Raw genomic sequence first — 18,594 nt, 5'->3', positions numbered from 1 at the left:
CGGGAGCGCCTGGTGCGTCAATTTATGGTTGCGCTTGTGCTTGACTGTCAACGCAGGCTGATCAACAATCTCGACGAGTGGTCCGTAAGACATTCATTCTTTAATTTAAGTATTGCCGTCGTGGTCTGCATCATCGCGCGACGCGTCGCTAGTTTATTTGGGGAGGGGTCATGCCGTACCAGCCTGTTCTCGGCCAGATTATGCCTTTTGCGGGCGCAGTGATTCCCAGGGGCTGGGCGCTGTGTAACGGCGCGCTGCTGGCGATCCAGCAAAACTCCGCGCTGTTCTCGTTGCTCGGTACCTACTATGGCGGCAACGGAACGACGACGTTTGCGCTTCCCGATCTGCGTGGTCGCGCGATCCTTGGCTCGAGTGGCGGCGGTGGTTCATACCCGGTCGGCATGGTCAGCGGAACGAATTCGGTCACCCTGATTGCGTCGCAGCTCCCGGCCCACAACCATCTCATTCAAGTGTCCGCGACGGCCGGAGCCGGACGTGGAAACGTCCCTCCCAACAACAATGTTTTCGGGACGAACTCCCTGCCGGCGAACAATCCGACGATGATTTTCGCAGTGCCGGGCGCTGGCGACACGCCTCTGGCGGTCGGCACCAACCTGGTGAATGAGGGCCGTGGCCAGGCGCACAACAACCTGCAGCCCTATCTCGCGATCAGCTATCTGATTGCGATGCAGGGGACGTATCCGTCGCGAGACTGACCGTCGCGAGACTGGACTTGCGCGAACGACATCCCTCCGCATCGACGCTTCGAACTTCTACGCATGCACCCATCAAATTGAAAAAATGGCGTGTACAAGCAAAGGATCATAGGCGATGGCAGATCCGTTTATCGGCGAGATTCGACTGTTCGGCTTTCCACGTATTCCCAACGGTTGGTTGGCCTGCGCCGGGCAATCGCTACCGATTTCACAATATGACACGCTCTACGCCGTCCTCGGCACGACCTATGGTGGCGATGGTAACACCACCTTCAACCTTCCGGATCTTCGCGGCCGCGTTGCGATCGGACAGGGGCAGGGGCAAGGCTATCCGAACTATGCGCTGGGGCAGGTCGGCGGTGAGGAGCAGCACACGTTGGTTGAAGGCGAAATGCCGGCCCATAGTCATGCGCTGGTGTCCTCCACCGCGATTGGAACGGCTGCAACGCCCGGGCAGACACTCCATCTTGCCACGGCGTCAGCAGGTGAACTCTACGCGCCGGTCGCGAACGCCGGGACGTACGCCACGATGGCTGCCTGCGTCGCCCCGGCGGGCAACAATGTCGGGCATGACAACATGATGCCGACCGTCGTTGCCAATTATTGCATCTGCTACGCAGGCATCTTTCCTTCGTCCGGCTAGGCTGCGCGCATCAATATTCAGTCTCGAGGTAGACACCATGTCAGATCCGTTCCTTGGAGAAATCCAGGCCTTCCCGTTTCCTTTCGCGGTCGGCGGCTTCAACCAGGCTTGGCTGCCCTGCGGCGGCCAGCTCATGCCGATTCAGCGTTTCGCGGCGCTGTATTCCCTGATCGGCACCTATTACGGCGGCAACGGGACGACCAATTTCGCCCTGCCGAACCTGAACGGTTCGGTCGCGATCAGCCAGGGCCAAGGTCCGGGATTGCAGAACCGCGTCATCGGCGAAATCGTCGGCAGTGCTCAGGTGAACTTGATCGGCGACAACATGGCGAAGCACTCGCACGTCCTGCAACTCGGCAGCAAGACCGCGCAAGGCGCAACGGCAGGTCCCGGAGCGGCGGGGAGTACGGTGGCGATTGATCCTGGCTTCAACGGGTTCACGGCGCCTCCCGGCACGCTGACCTTGGCGCCGAACGCCGTCGCGCTCACCGGGCAGAACCTTCCTCACGACAACACGCAGCCCACCCAGGCGATCGTCTGGTGCATCGCCTATGCAGGAATTTTTCCGTCCTTCTCCTGAACCATCTTGAGTGCGCGACGGCATGATTGACGACGCGCCGCTCGACATCGTCCTGGACGATCCTGCACTGCGGCTGCGGGCCGCGGGCCCGATCGACGAGCCGTTCATCCGACGTCTCTTCGAGGAAGTGCGGACAGGGCAATTCACCGCGACCGGCCTGTCCGGGCCGATCGTCGGCCAGATCATCACGCAACAGTTTCGCAGCCAGGCGGCCGGCTATGCCGCGCAGTTTCCGGGCGCGATCTCGCTGATCGTCACGGATGATGGGATCGCGATCGGCCGGTTGCTGCTTCATCGCGAAAGCGAGCGCTGGCACATCATCGACATCGCGCTGCTGCCGGCCGATTGCGGTCGTGGCGTAGGCGCGACAATCTTCGACGCCCTCGAAGCGAGCGCACGGCAGCAGGGTGTCGGAGCGCTGACGCTCACGGTGCTCGCGGGCAACGTGGCCGCGCACAGATTTTACCTGCGGCACGGATTTGTCGAGACCGGGCAGGCGGGCGCCGCCCACATCGCGATGAGAAAGGAGCTGGCGATGAGAAAGGACCTGGCTTAGCGCGCGGCCGCTTCGCGCAGGAATTTGAGCAACGCAGCGTTGACCTCATCTGGCCGTTCCTGCTGCACCCAATGGCCCGCACCCTCGATGATGAGTTTTCGCGTGAGGTTGGGCAGCACGCGCTCGAGCTCGTTGACGCGCTTGGCACCGATCAGTCCGGTGATGACCGCGTCCTTCGAACCGGCAATGAACAGCGAGGGCTGGTGGATCTGCGCATCCTGCCAGGGCGCCGTCAGCTCCCAGTTGCGGTCGAGGTTGCGATACCAGTTCAGCCCACCACGGAAGCCGGACTTGCGGAAGGTCTCGGTGAAATAGGCGAGGTCTGCCTCGCTGAGCCAATCCGGCAGCGGCTCCTCCGGGGTGCCGTGGCCAAGGAAGCCCTTGCCTTCCTGCACGAACATGGCCGCGCTGGGATCGGCAAGCCCGCGACCGCCGAGCACGATGCGCATGGTGCGGGCGACGTCATGCTCGAACTCGGCTTCGGCGACGCCGGGCGTCTGGAAATACTGCCAGTAGAAATTGGTCACGCCGCCCTGGCGCAGCAGGTCGAGCGGCTTGCCGCGGCCGCGGAACGGCGGCGGCACGCTCATGCCCGCAACGGCCGTGAAGATGTCGGGCCGGAACAGCGCCGCATGCCAGGCAACCGGCGCACCCCAGTCGTGGCCGACCACCATCGCCCTGGTCTCACCGAGCGCCTGCACGAGGCCGACGATGTCTCCCACTGTGTCGAAGATCGAATAGGCCTTCACGTCAGACGGCGCCGAGCTTTGGCCGTAGCCGCGCATGTCGGGGGCGACGATATGGAAGCCGGCATCGGCGAGCGCCGATATCTGGTGGCGCCAAGAGTACGACAGTTCCGGCCAGCCGTGGCACAGCACGACCAGCGGACCCTGGCCGGCTTCGCGGACGAACAGATCAATCCCGTTGGCCTTGATCATGCGGGTGGAAGACATCGCTTTTCCGCCTTGTTTCAGGGGTTTGGTCGAAAAATATGAGGTGCCACGATAGGGGCGCGACGAGAATCGTGCAATCTCGGGTTCCGGCGGCCAGCCTCGTGTTGTTCGCGCCGGTTCCAACTGTTAGAACGCCGCTCTCAGGGCTTGGCCATGGCAATTCGTCTTTCTCCGCTCCACCGCAACCGGTTCACCGCCGGAGCGCTGGTGCGCGGGCTGATCGCTGCGGTTCTGGTGGCGGGCATCGGCTGGGGCGGGTCGCTGTACGCCGCCAACCAGAGCGTCCAGGGTGCCAAGAAGACGGAAGATGCCGGCTTTGACGGCGATGCTCCCACCGCGATCCTGATCGAGGCCTCCAGCGGCAGCGTGCTGTTCGAGAAGAACGCCGACGAGCTGCGCGCACCCTCCAGCATGATGAAGCTGATGACGGCAGAGGTCGTCTTCAACGCCATCAAGAAGGGCGACATGAAGCTGACCGACGAGTACCGGATCAGCGAGAATGCCTGGCGCAAGGGTGGCGCGCCCTCGGGCGGCTCGACCATGTTCGCCGCGATCAACAGCAAGGTCTCGGTCGACGACCTCCTGCACGGCGCGATCATCCAGAGTGGCAACGACGCCTGCATCGCGCTGGCCGAAGGCATCGCCGGCAACGAGAAGATCTTTGCCGCCGACTTCATGACCAAGCGCGCCCGCGAGCTCGGCATGCCCAAGTCGACCTTCGGAAATTCCAACGGCCTGCCTGACCCCGGCAACAAGATGACGGTGCGCGAGCTCGGCATCCTCGCGCGCCACATCATCCTGGACTTCCCCGAATTCTACAAACTGTTCGGCGAGAAGGAGTACACTTGGAACAAGATCCGCCAGCCCAACCGCAATCCGCTGCTCAATTCGATGGACGGCGCTGACGGCCTGAAGACCGGATTCACCAAGGAAGGCGGCTACGGCATGGTGGGATCTGCCGTGCAGAATGGCACGCGGCTGATCGTCGTCGTCAACGGGCTCGAAGACCCCGAGGATCGCGCCACCGAAGCCAAGAAGATGCTGGAATGGGGCTTTCGTAATTTCGAGACCCGTACCCTGATCGCGGCCGACCAGCCCGTCGGCTACGCCAAGGTGTTCGGCGGCGATAGTCGCTCGGTGAAACTCGTCGCGAAAGATCCAGTGAAGGTGATGGTGCACAAGAACGGCAGCGACAAGCTGATCGCCCGCGTCGTCTATAGCGGCCCGGTGCGCGCCCCGGTCGAGGCCGGCCAGAAGGTCGGTGTGGTCAGGGTCTGGCGCAGCGGCAACATCGCGGTGGAGACGCCGGTCTATGCCGCCGAGGCGATCGGCACCGGCTCGACCATGCGCCGCGCAATTGACGGCGCCAGCGAGCTCGTGATCGGCATGTTCCGAGCGGGCGCCGAGAAGCTCTGATCATGAGTGAGAGTGCAGGACAGCGGCGGTCCGGGCGCGGACGCTTCATCACCTTTGAAGGTGGCGAGGGGACGGGCAAGTCGACCCAGATCAAGAAGCTCGCCGACCGCCTCAAGGCGGCAAGGATGCGCACCCTCGTCACGCGCGAGCCGGGCGGCTCGCCGGGGGCCGAGATCATGCGTCATCTGGTGCTGTCGGGCATGGGCAAGTTGCTCGGGCCCGAGGCCGAGACTCTGCTGTTTGCGGCCGCCCGCGACGATCATGTCCGCACCGTGATCCAGCCTGCGCTCAACCAGGGCGCCTGGGTGCTGTGCGATCGTTTTGCCGACTCGACGCGCGCCTATCAGGGCAGCCTCGGCAGCGTCTCAGCCAGTCTCATCAACGCGATGCAGCGGGTCACGATCGGCGATCTCAAGCCGGACCTCACCATCATCCTCGATTTGCCGGTCGAGATCGGTCTGCAACGCGCCGCGGCACGCCGCGGCAGCGGTATGCCCGACCGGTTCGAGGCCGAGAAGCTCGGCTTCCATCAGGGGCTGCGCGAGGCCTATCAGAAGATCGCTGCGGACGAGCCCGCGCGCTGCGTGCTGATCGATGCCAATTCCGATCCTGATACGGTCGCCGGGCGCATCTGGGCGGCACTGCGCGAACGTCTGCTTCCGACGCCAGCCTCGGCGGTGTCGGTATGAGCCCGCGTCAGGCCGAGCGTGAGAGCGCGACTCCACATCCGCGCGAGACGAGCCTGCTGTTCGGCCATCGCGAGGCCGAGACGGCGCTGCTGACCGCCTATCGCAGCGGCCGCATCCCGCATGCCTGGCTGATCGGCGGGCCGCAGGGGATCGGCAAGGCGACGCTGGCCTACCGCATGGCGCGGTTCGTGCTCGCCCACGGCCAGCCGCTGGCACCCGCGGTACAGCGCGCCGAGACGCTCGCGATCGATCCTGATGACAACGTGGCGCGGCAGGTCGCGGCCGGCTCGCATGGCGGCCTGCTGACGCTGGAGCGCACCGCCAACGACCGCGGCGTGATGCGCACCGTGATCACCGTGGACGAGACGCGCGAGACGATCGGCTTTTTCGGCTCGACCGCCGCGGCGGAAGGATGGCGCGTCTGCATCGTTGACACAGTCGACGAGCTCAATCCGAATGCGGCGAATGCGCTGCTGAAGATCCTCGAGGAGCCGCCGCAGCAATCGCTGTTCCTGCTGGTGAGCCATGCGCCCGCGCGCGTGCTCGCCACAATTCAGTCACGTTGCCGCAAGCTGCGTCTGCGCCCGCTCGCCACGGACGATGTGATCGGCGCTGCGGCCACAGCAGCCGACCTTGCTCCGACCGACCTGGCATTGCGCGAAGCGGCGGAGGCCTCCGAGGGCAGCGTCGCGCGGGCACTGACGCTGCTCGGTGGCGACGCCCTCAAACTCCAGCAGCGCACGGCGGCGCTGCTGGCGCGACTGCCACAGGTCGATCCGCGCGAGCTGCATACGCTCGGCGATTCGCTCGGGACCAGCGACCGCGTCGCGCTGGCGGCCTTCATCGACGGCATCGATCGCTGGATCGCGGACCGCCTGCATGCGGACGAGGCCAATGCCAACCAGAACCTGCCGCGCCTTGCGCGCCTAGCTGAGGTATGGGAAAAGATCGTCCGCGCCGCGCGCGACACCGAAACCTACAATCTGGAGCGAAAGCCCTTGGTTTTCTCGGTGTTCGGCTGGCTGGCGGACGCGACGCGCTAGGGCATGATCCGGAAAAGTGTGCAGCGGATTTCCGAGAGGATCATGCGCAAAACAATAACCTGACGCAGGTTCGATTCCAAAATTTTGAGAAGCCGGTAAAGGAATTCATCGTGGCAGCGCGAGCTAAGAAAACCGTCAAAGCCAAGAGCAGCAAGAAGAAGGCTGCCAAGAAAGCCGTGAAGAAAGCCGCGAAAAAGGCTGTGAAGGCGCGCGCGTCCAAGGCCGCCAAAACGGTCAAGAAGACCAAGAAGGCTGTCGCCAAGAAGAGCGTGAAGAAGAGCGCTGCGAAGACGGCAAAGAAGGCCGGGAAGAAGGCTGCGAAGAAGCAGGTCGTCGCCAAGAAGGCTTCGAAGACAAAGACCGCCGGCAAGCCAGCCAAGGCTCCCGAGCAGAACAAGGCTCCAGCGAAGAAGGTGGCCAAGAAGGCGAGGGTGATCGCTCCCGCCGTGACCACCGCACCGGCTTCTGTTGCGACGCCGCCGAAAGCTGCGACGCCCAAGGTATCGAAACCCAAGGCGCCGCGCGCGCCGGAGCCCGTCGCGGCTTCGCAAGCGCCTGCGCCAGCGCGTGACAACGTCTTCTACATCTCGACCGCGATCGCCTATCCGAACGGCAACCCGCATATCGGTCACGCCTATGAGGCGATCTCGGCCGACGTGCTGGCACGTTTCGCGCGCCTCGACGGCAAGGACGTGTTCTTCCTGACCGGTACCGACGAGCACGGCCAGAAAATGGTTCAGACCGCGCAGAACGAGGGACTCACCCCGTCCGCGCTCGCGACCCGTAATGCCGACCGCTTCAGGGAGATGGACCAGCGCCTGAACGTGTCGTTCGACCGTTTCATCCGCACGACTGAAGAGCAGCACCACCGCTCCAGCCAGGAGATTTGGCGGCGCATGGAAGCGAACGGCGACATCTATCTCGACAGCTATTCCGGCTGGTACTCGGTGCGCGACGAAGCCTATTACGCCGAGGACGAAACACGCCTGAACGACGACGGCGTGCGCCTTGGCCCGCAGGGCACGCCGGTCGAATGGGTCGAGGAGAAAAGCTATTTCTTCCGCCTGTCGGCCTATCAGGACAAGCTCCTGAAGCTCTACACGGACAATCCGCAGTTCATCGGTCCGGATTCACGCCGCAACGAGGTCGTCAGTTTCGTCAGGGGGGGCCTGCGCGATCTCTCGATCTCCCGCACGACCTTCGACTGGGGCGTCAAAGTCCCAGGCGCCGAAGATCACGTGATGTATGTCTGGGTCGACGCGCTGACGAACTACATCACCGGCGTCGGCTTCCCCGACGAGGGCGATGTCAATTGGCGCTATTGGCCGGCGGACGTGCACATCATCGGCAAGGACATCATCCGCTTCCACGCGGTGTACTGGCCGGCATTCCTGATGTCGGCGGGCATTTCGCTGCCGAAGCGGGTCTATGCCCATGGCTTCCTGTTCAACAGGGGCGAGAAGATGTCGAAGTCGGTCGGCAATGTCGTCGATCCCTTCAATCTTGCCGACCAGTATGGCGTCGACCAGATGCGCTATTTCTTTCTGCGCGAGGTCTCGTACGGCCAGGACGGTAACTACAACCACGAGGCCATCGTCGCGCGCATCAATGCCGATCTTGCCAACGATCTCGGCAACCTCGCGCAGCGCTCGCTGTCGATGATCGCAAAGCAGTTCGGCGGCGTGCTGCCGGAGCCCGGCGCGTTCAGCGACAACGACAAAGCGATCCTGGCGATGGCCGACGGGATGATCGCCGCGTCACGCGAGGCGATGGCGACGCAGCAGATCCATCACTGGCTCAACGCCGTGTGGGCCGTGGTCGCGGAGGCCAACCGCTATTTCGCGGGCGAGGCGCCGTGGGCGCTGGCCAAGACCGATCCTGCACGGCAGAAGACGGTGCTCTATGTCACCGCCGAAGTCGTGCGCCAGATCGCGATCCTGGCCCAGCCGGCGATGCCGACCGCCTCCGGATTATTGCTCGACAGCCTCGGTATTCCCGCAGGCGAACGCAACTTTGCGATGCTCGGCGGTGACAGGCGGATCGCAGCTGGCTCGACGCTCCCCGCGCCGACGCCAGCGTTCCCGCGCTACATCGAGCCCGCGGCCTAAAGGCGTTCGGGCGATGCTGGTCGACAGTCACTGCCACCTGGATTTTCCGGACTTTGCGGAGGATCTCGACGGGATCGTGTCGCGCGCGCGTGCGGCCGGAATCGGCCGCATGGTCACGATCTCGACGCGGGTGCGAAAGCTGAACGAGCTTCTCGCCATCGCCGAGCGCTTCGACGATGTCTATTGCTCGGTCGGCACCCATCCGCACAACGCGGATGAGGAGGACGGCATCACGCCGGACGAGTTGATCGCGCTCACAGAGCATCCCAAGGTCGTCGCGCTCGGCGAGGCCGGGCTCGACTATTTCTACGACAACGGTTCGCCGGAGGCGCAGGCGAGGGGCTTTCGTGCTCACATCGCGGCGGCCCGCGCGACCGGCCTGCCGCTGGTGATCCACACCCGTGAGGCGGATGAGGATTGCGCGCGGATACTGGAAGAGGAAGTTGCCAAGGGATCGTTTGACGCCGTGCTGCATTGTTACACGGGCGGGCGCGAGCTGGCCCTGAAGGCAGTCTCGCTCGGGCTCTATATCGGCTTCACGGGCATCCTGACCTTCAAGAAGTCGGAAACCCTGCGTGCGCTCGCGGCCGAGCTGCCAGCCGATCGTATTCTGGTTGAAACAGACTCGCCCTATCTTGCGCCGGGCAAGTTCCGGGGCAAGCGCAACGAGCCGGCCTATGTGGTCGAGGTCGCCAAGGTGCTTGCCGAGACGCGCGGCGTGTCGCTTGATGAGATCTCACGCCAGACCACCGAAAACTTCTTCCGCCTGTTCTCCAAGGTGAAAGCGTGAGGTTGGGAGCCGCATGACACTGACACTGACGATCCTGGGCTGCGGCTCCTCCGCCGGCGTGCCGCGCCCGGCACTCGGCTGGGGCGCCTGCGATCCCAACAATCCCAGGAACCGCCGCCGCCGCTGCTCGCTGCTGGTCGAAAAGACGTCGAGCCACGGCACCACGCGCATCGTGATCGACACCTCGCCCGATCTGCGCGAGCAGCTCATCGATACCAATGTCGACCACATCGACGCGGTGTTCCTGACGCACGAGCATGCCGACCAGACCCATGGCATGGACGATCTGCGCTCGGTCGTGCTCCACATGCGCAAGCGCATTCCGGTCTATTTCAACCAGTCGACCGCCAAAGACATCATGGCGCGGTTCTCCTATTGCTTCATTTCGCCTGAGGGCAGCGACTACCCGCCGATCCTGCACCGCCACTCGATCGAGGCCGGCGAGAGCCAGACCATCGGCGGCAAGGGCGGGGACGTCACCATGACCGCCTTCCTGGTCCAGCATGGCCAGATTCCCGCGCTCGGCTACCGCATTGGCAACGCCGCCTACACGCCCGACCTGAACGACATCCCGCGCGAGAGCTGGGGCGCATTGGAAAATCTCGATCTCTGGATCGTCGACGGCTTGCGCTACACCCAGCATTCCAGCCATTTCAGCATCAACGACGCGCTGTCGTGGATCGAGCGCTTCAAGCCGAAGCGCGCGGTCATCACCAACATGACCGCCGATGTCGATTACGAGGTGATCCGGCAATCGCTGCCGTCAGGCGTCGTGCCGGCTTACGATGGGATGCGGTTGGAGACGCACTGAACCTGTCCAGTGGAAATTTGCCGCAGGGCGGCATGCTCCTTGCTTTCGCGGGCCTCATCGTGTTGGTCTAACGTCTGAAGGACAGACGTTGGCTGACGGCGCTAATCAAGCTTGATTGCGCCGCAGGATGAGGATGGGGGCCGCGTGGCAGGGAACGGCGACGACGCAAATTCTGTTGGGCCGGTCCGGCGCGCTCTGGATCTGCTTTATCTTGCCTCAGGCGTTGCCGCTGGCGCGTTTCTGGTCGCGATCTTCGCCATCATGATGGTGATGTCGGTCGGTCGCCAGTTTGCACTCAACATCCCGGCCGGAGATGATTTCGCATCCTGGTGCATGGCGGCGATGGCTTTTCTGGGCCTCGCCCACACCTTCAAGCGCGGCGAGATGATCCGCGTCGGTCTGCTGCTTGAGCGCCTGCACGGACGGACCAAGCAGGTCGCGGAGATCGTGGCGCTTGGGATCGCGACCGCCTTCATTCTCTACTTCACCCGACATGCCTTGCAGATGACCTACGACTCCTGGCGCTTCAACGACGTGGCGCAGGGCGTCGTCGCGCTGCCGCTCTGGATTCCCCAGCTCGGCTTTGGCGGCGGTCTCGTGATCCTGTCGATCGCGCTGATCGACGAGATGGTCAATGTCGTCGTCGGCAAGCGTCCGAGCTACGAGAAGGGTTCGCCCGAGGAGACGCCGGACGAATTCATCGAGCGCATCTCGCAGGGCGGCGGAGGTTGACCATGGCCAATCTCGGCATGATCGAGCTCTCCTTCGTCCTGCTCGGCGTCATGATCTTGCTGCTGGGAAGCGGCGTCTGGATCGCGGTTTCGCTCGGGCTTGTCGGCTTCGTCGCGATGGCGCTGACCACGAGCCTGCCGCTCGGCTCGGTGCTTGCGACCACGACCTGGAGCGCGAGCTCGTCCTGGACGCTGGCCGCACTGCCGCTGTTCATCTGGATGGGCGAAATCCTGTTCCGCACCAAATTGTCCGAGGAGATGTTCCGTGGCCTGTCGCCCTGGGTCCAATGGCTGCCGGGACGGCTGACACATGTGAACGTGATCGGCTGCGGCATCTTCGCGGCGGTGTCGGGATCATCGGCCGCGACCTGCGCCACCATCGGCAAGATCGCGCTGCCCGAGCTCGACAAGCGCGGCTACGACAAGGGCCTCAGCCTCGGCTCGCTCGCCGGCTCCGGCACGCTCGGCCTGTTGATCCCGCCCTCGATCCCCATGGTAGTCTACGCGGTCACGGCGAACGTCTCCGTGCTCCAGGTCTTTCTCGGGGGCTTCCTGCCCGGTGCGCTCGTGATGGTGCTGTATTCCGGCTACATCATCATCTGGTCGCTGCTGAACCCCGGCAAGGTTCCGCCTCGCGATCCACCGATGCCGTTTCGCCGGAAACTGCAGGAGTCCGCCAAGCTCATCCCGTGCCTGCTGCTGATCCTCGCGGTCTTCCTCTCGCTCGTGCTTGGTTTTGCGACCGCGACCGAATGCGCCGCATGGGGCGTTGCCGGCGCGATCCTGCTGGCGTGGTGGAGCGGCACGCTCACGCGCAAGAATTTTCTCGAAAGCATCATGAGCGCGACGCGGCTGACCTGCATGATCATGTTGATCCTGGCGGGCGCAGCCTACACCACGGCAGCAATGGCCTATACCGGCATCCCTGCTGCGCTTGCGACCTGGGTGCAGGGGCAGCAGCTCACACCCGGCATGCTCGCGCTGTATCTCAGCATCATGTACATCATCCTGGGATGCCTGATCGACGGCATTTCGATGATCGTGCTGACGGCTGTCATCGTGCTGCCGATGGTCAAGCAGGCCGGGCTCGATCTGGTCTGGTTCGGCGTCTATCTCATCATCCATGTCGAGATGGCGCAGATCACGCCGCCGGTCGGGTTCAACCTGTTCGTGCTCCAGAACATGAGCGGCCGCGATACGTTTACCGTTGCGCGAGCGGCTTTCCCGTTCTTCGTGCTGCTGCTGGTCGCCGTGTTCATCATCACCGAATATCCCCAGATCGTGCTGCTGCTGCCCAAGCTCGCTTTCCCCGACTGATCTCAATTCGACCGTGAGGAGAACTCCGATGAAGTCTCGTTTCATTCGCGCAGGCCTGATCGCCGGGGCCATGCTGGCTGCATCGCCCGTCTTGGCTCAAACCAAATGGAATCTGCCGGCAGCATACCCCGCCGACAATCCGCACTCGGAAAATCTGGTTGCGTTCGCCAAGGACGTCGAAGCCGCCACGTCCGGCAAGCTTCAGATCACGGTCCATCCGGGAGCCTCGCTCTTCAAGGCGCCCGACATCAAGCGTGCGGTTATGACCGGACAGGCGCAAATGGGCGAGGTGCTGCTGTCGATCCACGAGAACGAGGACCCGATCTACGGTGTCGACGTCGTTCCGTTCCTTGCGACGAGCTTTCCGGACTCGATGAAGCTCTACCAAGCCTCGAAGCCGCTGATCACGAAGAAGCTCGAGGCGCAAGGTCTCAAGCTCCTGTTCGTGGTGCCATGGGCGCCGCAGGGCGTCTATGTCAACAAGCCGCTCGCCACCATCGAGGACATGAAGGGCCTGAAATGGCGCGCCTACAACGTCGGGACCGCGCGCATCGGTGAACTGGTCGGCGCCCAGTCGGTCACGATCCAGGCGGCCGAGCTGCCGCAAGCGCTCGCAACGGGCGTCGTGAATTCGTTCATGTCGTCGGGCGGCACCGGCTACGATTCCAAGGCATGGGAGTCGCTGAAATATTTCTACGACGTGCAGGCCTGGATTCCGAAGGACTACACCTTCGTCAACAAGGCCGCGTTCGAGGCGCTCGACAAGCCGACCCAGGACGCCATCCTGAAGGCTGCGGCCACCGCCGAGACGCGCGGCTGGAAGGCCTGGGAAGAGAAAGCCAATTGGTACATCGATCAGCTCAAGGCCAAGGGCATGACGGTCGAGCCGCCCAGCCCTGCCCTGAAGACCGGCTTCCAGAAGGTCGGCGATCAGCTCACCGCCGACTGGCTCAAGAAGGCCGGTGCCGACGGCCAGGCCGTGGTCGATGCTTACAAGAAGATGTGAGGGCGCAAAGTCACCACGCGTAGCGCAGCACGGCCTTGCCGGTGTAGGAGCGCACCAGGCTCGACACTTCACTATCGAAGTTCGCTGAGGCGGACCACCCGTTCAGGTCGCGAAGTTCGAGCGCAACGCCCGTCAGCGCGGCGTTCGGCGCCAATGCCGTGCCGCCGACAATAAAACCCTGGCCGGGCAGGGATTGGAACGCGGCGGGGATCGACTGCCCCGCGCTGAAATCATGCGCCCAGGCGAGCCGTCCGCGCAGGTTCATCACGCTGCCAAATAGCGCAAAGGACGTGCTGGTGCGCAGGCCGAGTTCGGCGCGGGTGTCGGTGAAACTGTCGCTGGCGGGCGCCGGGGAAGACGGATCGGTGGCATAGGCCGGCTGCGCGGCATTGGAGGGCAGGCGGAACGTGGTGATCTGTGCGGCGGCATAGGGCGTGATACCGAGCCAGGGCATGCCCAAGCGGTAGCCGCCTTCGAGCCGGCCGGAATAGGCGTTGGCGTTGACGGCCACGTTGAGCTGGCTCGTGCCGGTCGGCGTTACCTGATAGTCGCCGGTGATGGCCTGCCAACCATAGCCGAGCGCAGTTGCGACATAGGCCGGTCCTATCGAATGCCTGACGAAAGCGCCGGCCTGGAACAGATCCGAGCGGCCGCTGGAGAAATTGTTGGCATAGCCAGTGCCGCCGCCGGCGAGCGCGCCCCCCATCCGCGTCTGCGGCGACAGCGAATAATCAGCGCCAACCACAGTGCCGAAGCTCCGGTTGGCGGAGGCGGTGCCGCCGGTCGACACTTGCGAACCGCCGAAGCCGGCAGCCCAGACATTCCAGTGCGCCGAAGCGAGCGAGGGTCTGCCGTAGATCGCGCTATAGGCTTCGCGGCCGATGCCGCCATGCGTCCGGTCGTTTCCGATATCGGCGTAGGCCGACAGCTCTGCATCGAGTTCGGCTGCGCCGATGCCGCGCCCGTCGATGGCGGGATCGAGCAGGGTCTGCATGAACTGCGTCATCGCCAGAAACGTGGCTTGCGCCGTCTCGCCCTGCGAGCTGCCATCGGAGCCGCCGCCAAAGGCCTGCCGCATGCCGAAGCGCGCCGCGCCGGCAAGTCCCGGTGGCTCAGCGTTCCAGCCATAGTTCGGCGGCATCCCGCCGGCGCCATTGCTGCCACCACCGAACAGCGCTCCGCCAAAGCCCGAGGCCTGCGGGCCGCCGACCATGGGGCCACCCATGCCGCCAAAATTGTTGCCGCTGCCGAAATTGTTGAAGCCGTTGCCCGGCCCATTGGGACCGGAAGAGCTAAAATTCTCGGCGCCCCCGAACGCGCCGAATTCGCGCATGACCTGCGCACCGGCCGCGTGCGGCAGCAGCAATCCGGCCGTCAATAGCAGCAGCGCCAGACACGCACGCGCGTCCGCGCTCACGACACCAACCGCATGAAGCGCCCCAACCGCGCCGGACGCCGGCCGCGCAGCCCGCGCGGCGAATCAGGTGGAAGCAGCGAATCCGACGATGCGGAATCGTAAATGCGTCTCTAATGTTTTCCAATCTTTTCTTCTCGTGTCTCCGTGTCGCTGAACACGCGCGATCGGTTTCAGCACGAATCACCGTGAGCGCGGAGAGACAACGTCAATCCGCGCTTCTACGTAGCTGCGGGATGTCGGCGTCAGCTCAGGCCGAGATCGCCTTCGCCGAGCCGACCTCGTTGCGCAGCAGGAATTTCTGGATCTTGCCTGTCGACGTCTTCGGGATCGGTCCGAACACGATCGCCTTCGGCGTCTTGAAGCCGCTCATATGCGACCGGCAGAAGGCGATGATCTCGGCCTCGGTCGCGCTGGCGCCGTCCTTCAGCTCGACGAAGGCGCAAGGCACTTCGCCCCATTTCGGATCGGGTTTCGCAACGACGGCGGCAAACAGCACGGCCGGGTGCTTGTAGAGGATGTCCTCGACCTCGACCGAGGAAATGTTCTCGCCGCCGGAGATGATGATGTCCTTGGAACGGTCCTTGATGATGACGTAGCCGTGCTCGTCGAGCACGCCGAGATCGCCGGTGTGAAACCAGCCGCCCTCGAAGGCTTCTTTCGTCGCCTTCTCGTTCTTGAGGTAGCCCTTCATCACGATGTTGCCGCGGAACATGACCTCGCCGATCGTCTCGCCATCGCGCGGCACTTGCTGCATGGTCTGCGGATTGATCACGGTGACGCCTTCCTCGAGCGGGTAGGGCACGCCCTGCCGCCGCTTCATGCGCGCGCGATCGGCCGCGGGCAACTCGTCCCAGCCGGGCTGCTCGGCGCAGACGGAGGCGGGACCGTAGACCTCGGTCAGGCCATAGACATGCGTCAGCTTGATGCCGATGGTCTCCGCGCCCTCGAGCACGGCGACCGGCGGCGCGGCGCCGGCGATCAGGCCGACCACGCGGCGCACGGCGCTGCCTTTCGGTGCGTCGGGTGCGTTGATCAGCGTGTTGTAGACGATCGGTGCGCCGCACATGTGGGTGACGCCGTGCTGCTTGATCAGCTCGAAGATCTTTGTCGGCTCAACCTTGCGCAGGCAGACATTGATGCCGGCGGCGGCCGCGATGGTCCAGGGGAAGCACCAGCCGTTGCAATGGAACATCGGCAGCGTCCAGAGATAGACCGGATGCTGGCCGAGTTGGCCTGCAAGGATGTTGCTGACGGCGTTCAGATACGCACCGCGATGATGGGTGACGACGCCCTTGGGATTGCCCGTCGTGCCCGACGTGTAGCTCAGCGCGATCGCGTCCCATTCGTCCTTCGGTGGGATCGCAGTGAAATCAGGATCACCTTGCGCGAGCGCCGCCTCGTATTCGATCTCGCCGATGCGCTTGCCACCCTTGAAGGCGGCATCGTCGACGTCGATCACGAACGGCTTGGGGCCGCTCATCCGCGCCAGCGCATCGGTGATCACGCCGGAGAATTCAGGATCGACCAGGATGATCTTCGCCCCACCATGATCGAGCTGAAACGCGATCGAGGGCGCATCGAGGCGGATGTTGAGCGCGTTGAGCACGGCGCCGGTCATCGGCACCGCAAAATGCACCTCGTTCATCGCCGGAATGTTCGGCAGCATTGCCGCTACGGTGTCGCCGACGCCGATGCCCTTGCCGGCAAGATAGGACGCAAAGCGCCGGCAGCGCTCATAGGTCTGCGCCCAGGTGAAGCTGCGGCCCTCGTAGACGGTGCTGATGTGATCGGAATAGACGGCGGCGCTGCGCGCGAGAAAGCTCAGCGGGCTCAGCGGCACGTAATTGGCTGGCGTCTTGTCGAGGCCGATCTCGTACTGGTTCTGCCGCGCGCTCATCGACATCTCCTCATAACGTCTCAAAGGAATCCGATCGATATCCAGGGGAAGATCGCGACGATGATCAATCCCAACAGCAGCGCCAGCAGATAGCCCCAGATCGGCCTGATGCCTTCGGCCGGGTCGACGCGTCCGATGGCGCAAGCCGCATAATAGCCGACGCCGAAGGGCGGGGCGAATAGCCCGATACCCATGGCCAGAATGATCACCATCGCATAGTGCACCTCGTGCACGCCGACGGCACGCGCAATCGGAAACAGCAGCGGCCCGAACAGCACGATCGCCGGGATGCCTTCCAGCACGCTGCCGAGGATGGTGAAGGCCAGGATGGACACGGCGATGAAGCTCGCGGCTCCCCCGGGCAATCCCGTCATGGCGGCCGCCAGCGAGCGCGAGAAGCCGGATTGCGTCAGGCCCCATGCCATGCCGGTCGCCGTGCCGATGATCAGCAGGATCGCACCCGACAGCGCCGCGGTCTCGACCAACATCGGAAACAGCCGCCGCCAGTCGAAGCGGCGATAGACGAGCAGGCCGACCAGAGCGCCATAGACGATGCCGATGGTGGAGACCTCGGTGGCGGTGGCGATGCCTTCGACCACGGCGTAGCGGATCACGAAGGGTAGCGCGAGCGCGGGCAGGGCGATGATGAAGGTTTTGCCGATCTCGCCACCCGTGGCGCGGCGGACATGGCTCATGTCCTCGTGGCGGTAGCGCCACCACACCAGCATGCAGAGCGTGACCGCGAGCACGACGCCGGGCAGGAGGCCGCCGGTAAAAAGCGCCGCGATCGAGACGCCGGTGACCGAGCCGATCGTGATCAGCACGAGGCTCGGCGGAATGGTCTCGGTCTGGGCACCCGTCGCCGCAAGCAGCGCGACGAGATCGCCGGGCTTGGCGCCGCGCTGTTTCATCTCCGGGAACAGCACGGGGGCGACCGCGGCCATGTCAGCCGCCTTGGCGCCGGAAATGCCGGACACGAGGTACATGGCGCCGACAAGCACGTAATGCAGGCCGCCGCGGACATGGCCGAGCAGGCTCGCCAGGAACGCCACCATGGCCCGCGCCATGCCAGTCATTTCGATCAGAAGCCCCAGGAATACGAACAGCGGCACCGAGAGCAGGATGAGGTGGCTCATGCCCTCGTCCATCCGCCCGACCAGCACCATGACGGGCGTGCGCGTGGTCAGCGCCAGATAGCCGAAGATCGCAAGGCCAAAGCCGAACGCGATGGGAACGCCGGCAAAGACGCAGAAGCCGGCAACGCCGACAAAGAAGATGACGAGGTTGAGATTGCCGAGCGGCCGCAGATAAGGCTGCGCCAGCCAGAACAGGCCGACGATGACGGCAACTGTTATCACCGCCGTCAGCACCATGCGGACATCGGCGGCGCGCAGCAGCCGCAGCAGTGCGAACACCGCCATCAGGCAGATGCCGGCCGGCAGTGCCGCGGCGCGCCACATGTTCGAGATCTGCAGCGCCGGCGTGGTGATGAAGCTTTCTTCGTAAGCGTAGTCGGCGGATGGCCAGATGATCAGCGCCAGAAACGCCAGTGCCGCGCAGGTCGCGACCAGATCGAGCCAGGCCCGCATGGCCGGCCGCGCGCTGGCGACAATTGCGGTCATGCGCATGTGCTCGGAACGGCGGAACGCGACCGCCGCGCCCAGCATGGCCAGCCACAGGAACAGGATCGAGGCGAGCTCATCCGACCAGATCAGCGGCCGGTGCACGCCATAGCGGGCAACCACACCGGCAAACAGGATCACGATCTCGGCGACGACCAGGATCGCCGCGGGGATCTCGACGGCAAGGCCAAGCATGCGCTCCAGCGAGGCCAGCAGCGGGGATCGGCGAGGGGGCTGAACAGCCACCTCGCCCACCACTTCGCTCACCTGAACCTGGACATGAGCCATGACGGCCCCAA

The 18,594-nt window shown here is 64.3% G+C and carries 17 protein-coding genes; 13 read left to right on the top strand and 4 right to left on the bottom strand.

The window, feature by feature from the left end; all coding sequences use genetic code 11:
• The first annotated feature begins 170 nt into the window (after positions 1-170).
• The 4 genes from AC1RR3_RS27735 to AC1RR3_RS27720 all read left to right on the top strand — a co-directional run bounded on the left by AC1RR3_RS27735 (position 171) and on the right by AC1RR3_RS27720 (position 2,495).
• On the top strand, positions 171-716 hold the full coding sequence (locus AC1RR3_RS27735) for a phage tail protein (protein WP_492826610.1): 546 nt from the start codon (positions 171-173) through the stop codon (positions 714-716).
• A gap of 115 nt (positions 717-831) precedes the next feature.
• On the top strand, positions 832-1,359 hold the full coding sequence (locus AC1RR3_RS27730) for a phage tail protein (RefSeq protein ID WP_492826608.1): 528 nt from the start codon (positions 832-834) through the stop codon (positions 1,357-1,359).
• A gap of 37 nt (positions 1,360-1,396) precedes the next feature.
• Positions 1,397-1,939 carry a phage tail protein gene (locus tag AC1RR3_RS27725; protein ID WP_492826606.1) on the top strand — a complete coding sequence of 181 codons (543 nt, stop codon included), beginning with the start codon at positions 1,397-1,399 and terminating at the stop codon, positions 1,937-1,939.
• 22 nt (positions 1,940-1,961) lie between these two features.
• On the top strand, positions 1,962-2,495 hold the full coding sequence (locus AC1RR3_RS27720) for a GNAT family N-acetyltransferase (protein WP_492826604.1): 534 nt from the start codon (positions 1,962-1,964) through the stop codon (positions 2,493-2,495).
• Here AC1RR3_RS27720 and AC1RR3_RS27715 read toward each other — a convergent pair.
• Positions 2,492-3,448 carry an alpha/beta fold hydrolase gene (locus AC1RR3_RS27715; RefSeq protein WP_492826602.1) on the bottom strand — a complete coding sequence of 319 codons (957 nt, stop codon included), beginning with the start codon at positions 3,446-3,448 and terminating at the stop codon, positions 2,492-2,494. The genes AC1RR3_RS27720 and AC1RR3_RS27715 overlap by 4 nt on opposite strands.
• 153 nt (positions 3,449-3,601) lie before the next feature.
• Here AC1RR3_RS27715 and AC1RR3_RS27710 point away from each other — a divergent pair, with 153 nt between their 5' ends.
• The 9 genes from AC1RR3_RS27710 to AC1RR3_RS27670 all read left to right on the top strand — a co-directional run bounded on the left by AC1RR3_RS27710 (position 3,602) and on the right by AC1RR3_RS27670 (position 13,359).
• Positions 3,602-4,864, top strand: a complete 1,263-nt coding sequence (locus AC1RR3_RS27710) for a D-alanyl-D-alanine carboxypeptidase family protein (RefSeq protein WP_492826600.1) — start codon at positions 3,602-3,604, stop codon at positions 4,862-4,864.
• 2 nt (positions 4,865-4,866) lie between these two features.
• A complete protein-coding gene (gene tmk, locus AC1RR3_RS27705) occupies positions 4,867-5,553 on the top strand; it encodes a dTMP kinase (protein ID WP_492826598.1) in 687 nt (228 codons plus the stop codon).
• Complete coding sequence (locus tag AC1RR3_RS27700; protein WP_492826596.1) at positions 5,550-6,596, top strand: DNA polymerase III subunit delta'; 1,047 nt, start codon at positions 5,550-5,552, stop codon at positions 6,594-6,596. The genes tmk and AC1RR3_RS27700 overlap by 4 nt, the downstream gene beginning before the upstream one ends.
• A 110-nt stretch (positions 6,597-6,706) precedes the next feature.
• The gene (gene metG / locus AC1RR3_RS27695) at positions 6,707-8,704 is read left to right on the top strand and encodes a methionine--tRNA ligase (RefSeq protein ID WP_492826594.1); all 1,998 of its coding nucleotides are present in this window, start codon (positions 6,707-6,709) and stop codon (positions 8,702-8,704) included.
• A gap of 13 nt (positions 8,705-8,717) precedes the next feature.
• Positions 8,718-9,494 carry a TatD family hydrolase gene (locus tag AC1RR3_RS27690; RefSeq protein ID WP_492826592.1) on the top strand — a complete coding sequence of 259 codons (777 nt, stop codon included), beginning with the start codon at positions 8,718-8,720 and terminating at the stop codon, positions 9,492-9,494.
• A gap of 13 nt (positions 9,495-9,507) precedes the next feature.
• On the top strand, positions 9,508-10,305 hold the full coding sequence (locus tag AC1RR3_RS27685; protein WP_492826590.1) for an MBL fold metallo-hydrolase: 798 nt from the start codon (positions 9,508-9,510) through the stop codon (positions 10,303-10,305).
• 144 nt (positions 10,306-10,449) lie between these two features.
• Positions 10,450-11,037: a TRAP transporter small permease gene (locus AC1RR3_RS27680; protein ID WP_492826588.1), complete on the top strand. Its 588-nt coding sequence runs from the start codon at positions 10,450-10,452 to the stop codon at positions 11,035-11,037.
• A gap of 2 nt (positions 11,038-11,039) precedes the next feature.
• Positions 11,040-12,353 carry a TRAP transporter large permease gene (locus AC1RR3_RS27675; RefSeq protein WP_492826586.1) on the top strand — a complete coding sequence of 438 codons (1,314 nt, stop codon included), beginning with the start codon at positions 11,040-11,042 and terminating at the stop codon, positions 12,351-12,353.
• A 28-nt stretch (positions 12,354-12,381) separates the two neighbouring features.
• Positions 12,382-13,359: a TRAP transporter substrate-binding protein gene (locus AC1RR3_RS27670; protein ID WP_492826584.1), complete on the top strand. Its 978-nt coding sequence runs from the start codon at positions 12,382-12,384 to the stop codon at positions 13,357-13,359.
• 10 nt (positions 13,360-13,369) lie between these two features.
• Here the strand turns inward: AC1RR3_RS27670 and AC1RR3_RS27665 are convergent, their stop codons facing one another.
• The 3 genes from AC1RR3_RS27665 to AC1RR3_RS27655 all read right to left on the bottom strand — a co-directional run bounded on the left by AC1RR3_RS27665 (position 13,370) and on the right by AC1RR3_RS27655 (position 18,583).
• Positions 13,370-14,776 carry an autotransporter outer membrane beta-barrel domain-containing protein gene (locus AC1RR3_RS27665; protein ID WP_492826582.1) on the bottom strand — a complete coding sequence of 469 codons (1,407 nt, stop codon included), beginning with the start codon at positions 14,774-14,776 and terminating at the stop codon, positions 13,370-13,372.
• A 247-nt stretch (positions 14,777-15,023) separates the two neighbouring features.
• Positions 15,024-16,673, bottom strand: coding sequence for an acyl-CoA synthetase (locus tag AC1RR3_RS27660; RefSeq protein WP_492826580.1), 1,650 nt, complete (start codon positions 16,671-16,673; stop codon positions 15,024-15,026).
• Positions 16,674-16,693: 20 nt separating this feature from the next.
• On the bottom strand, positions 16,694-18,583 hold the full coding sequence (locus AC1RR3_RS27655; protein ID WP_492826578.1) for a TRAP transporter large permease: 1,890 nt from the start codon (positions 18,581-18,583) through the stop codon (positions 16,694-16,696).
• Positions 18,584-18,594 lie beyond the last annotated feature (11 nt).

The organism is Bradyrhizobium sp. GW821-FHT13H05 (genome assembly GCF_058804065.1).
The sequence above is the reverse complement of the archived record's forward strand: the minus strand, read 5'-3'. Positions and strand labels throughout refer to the sequence as shown.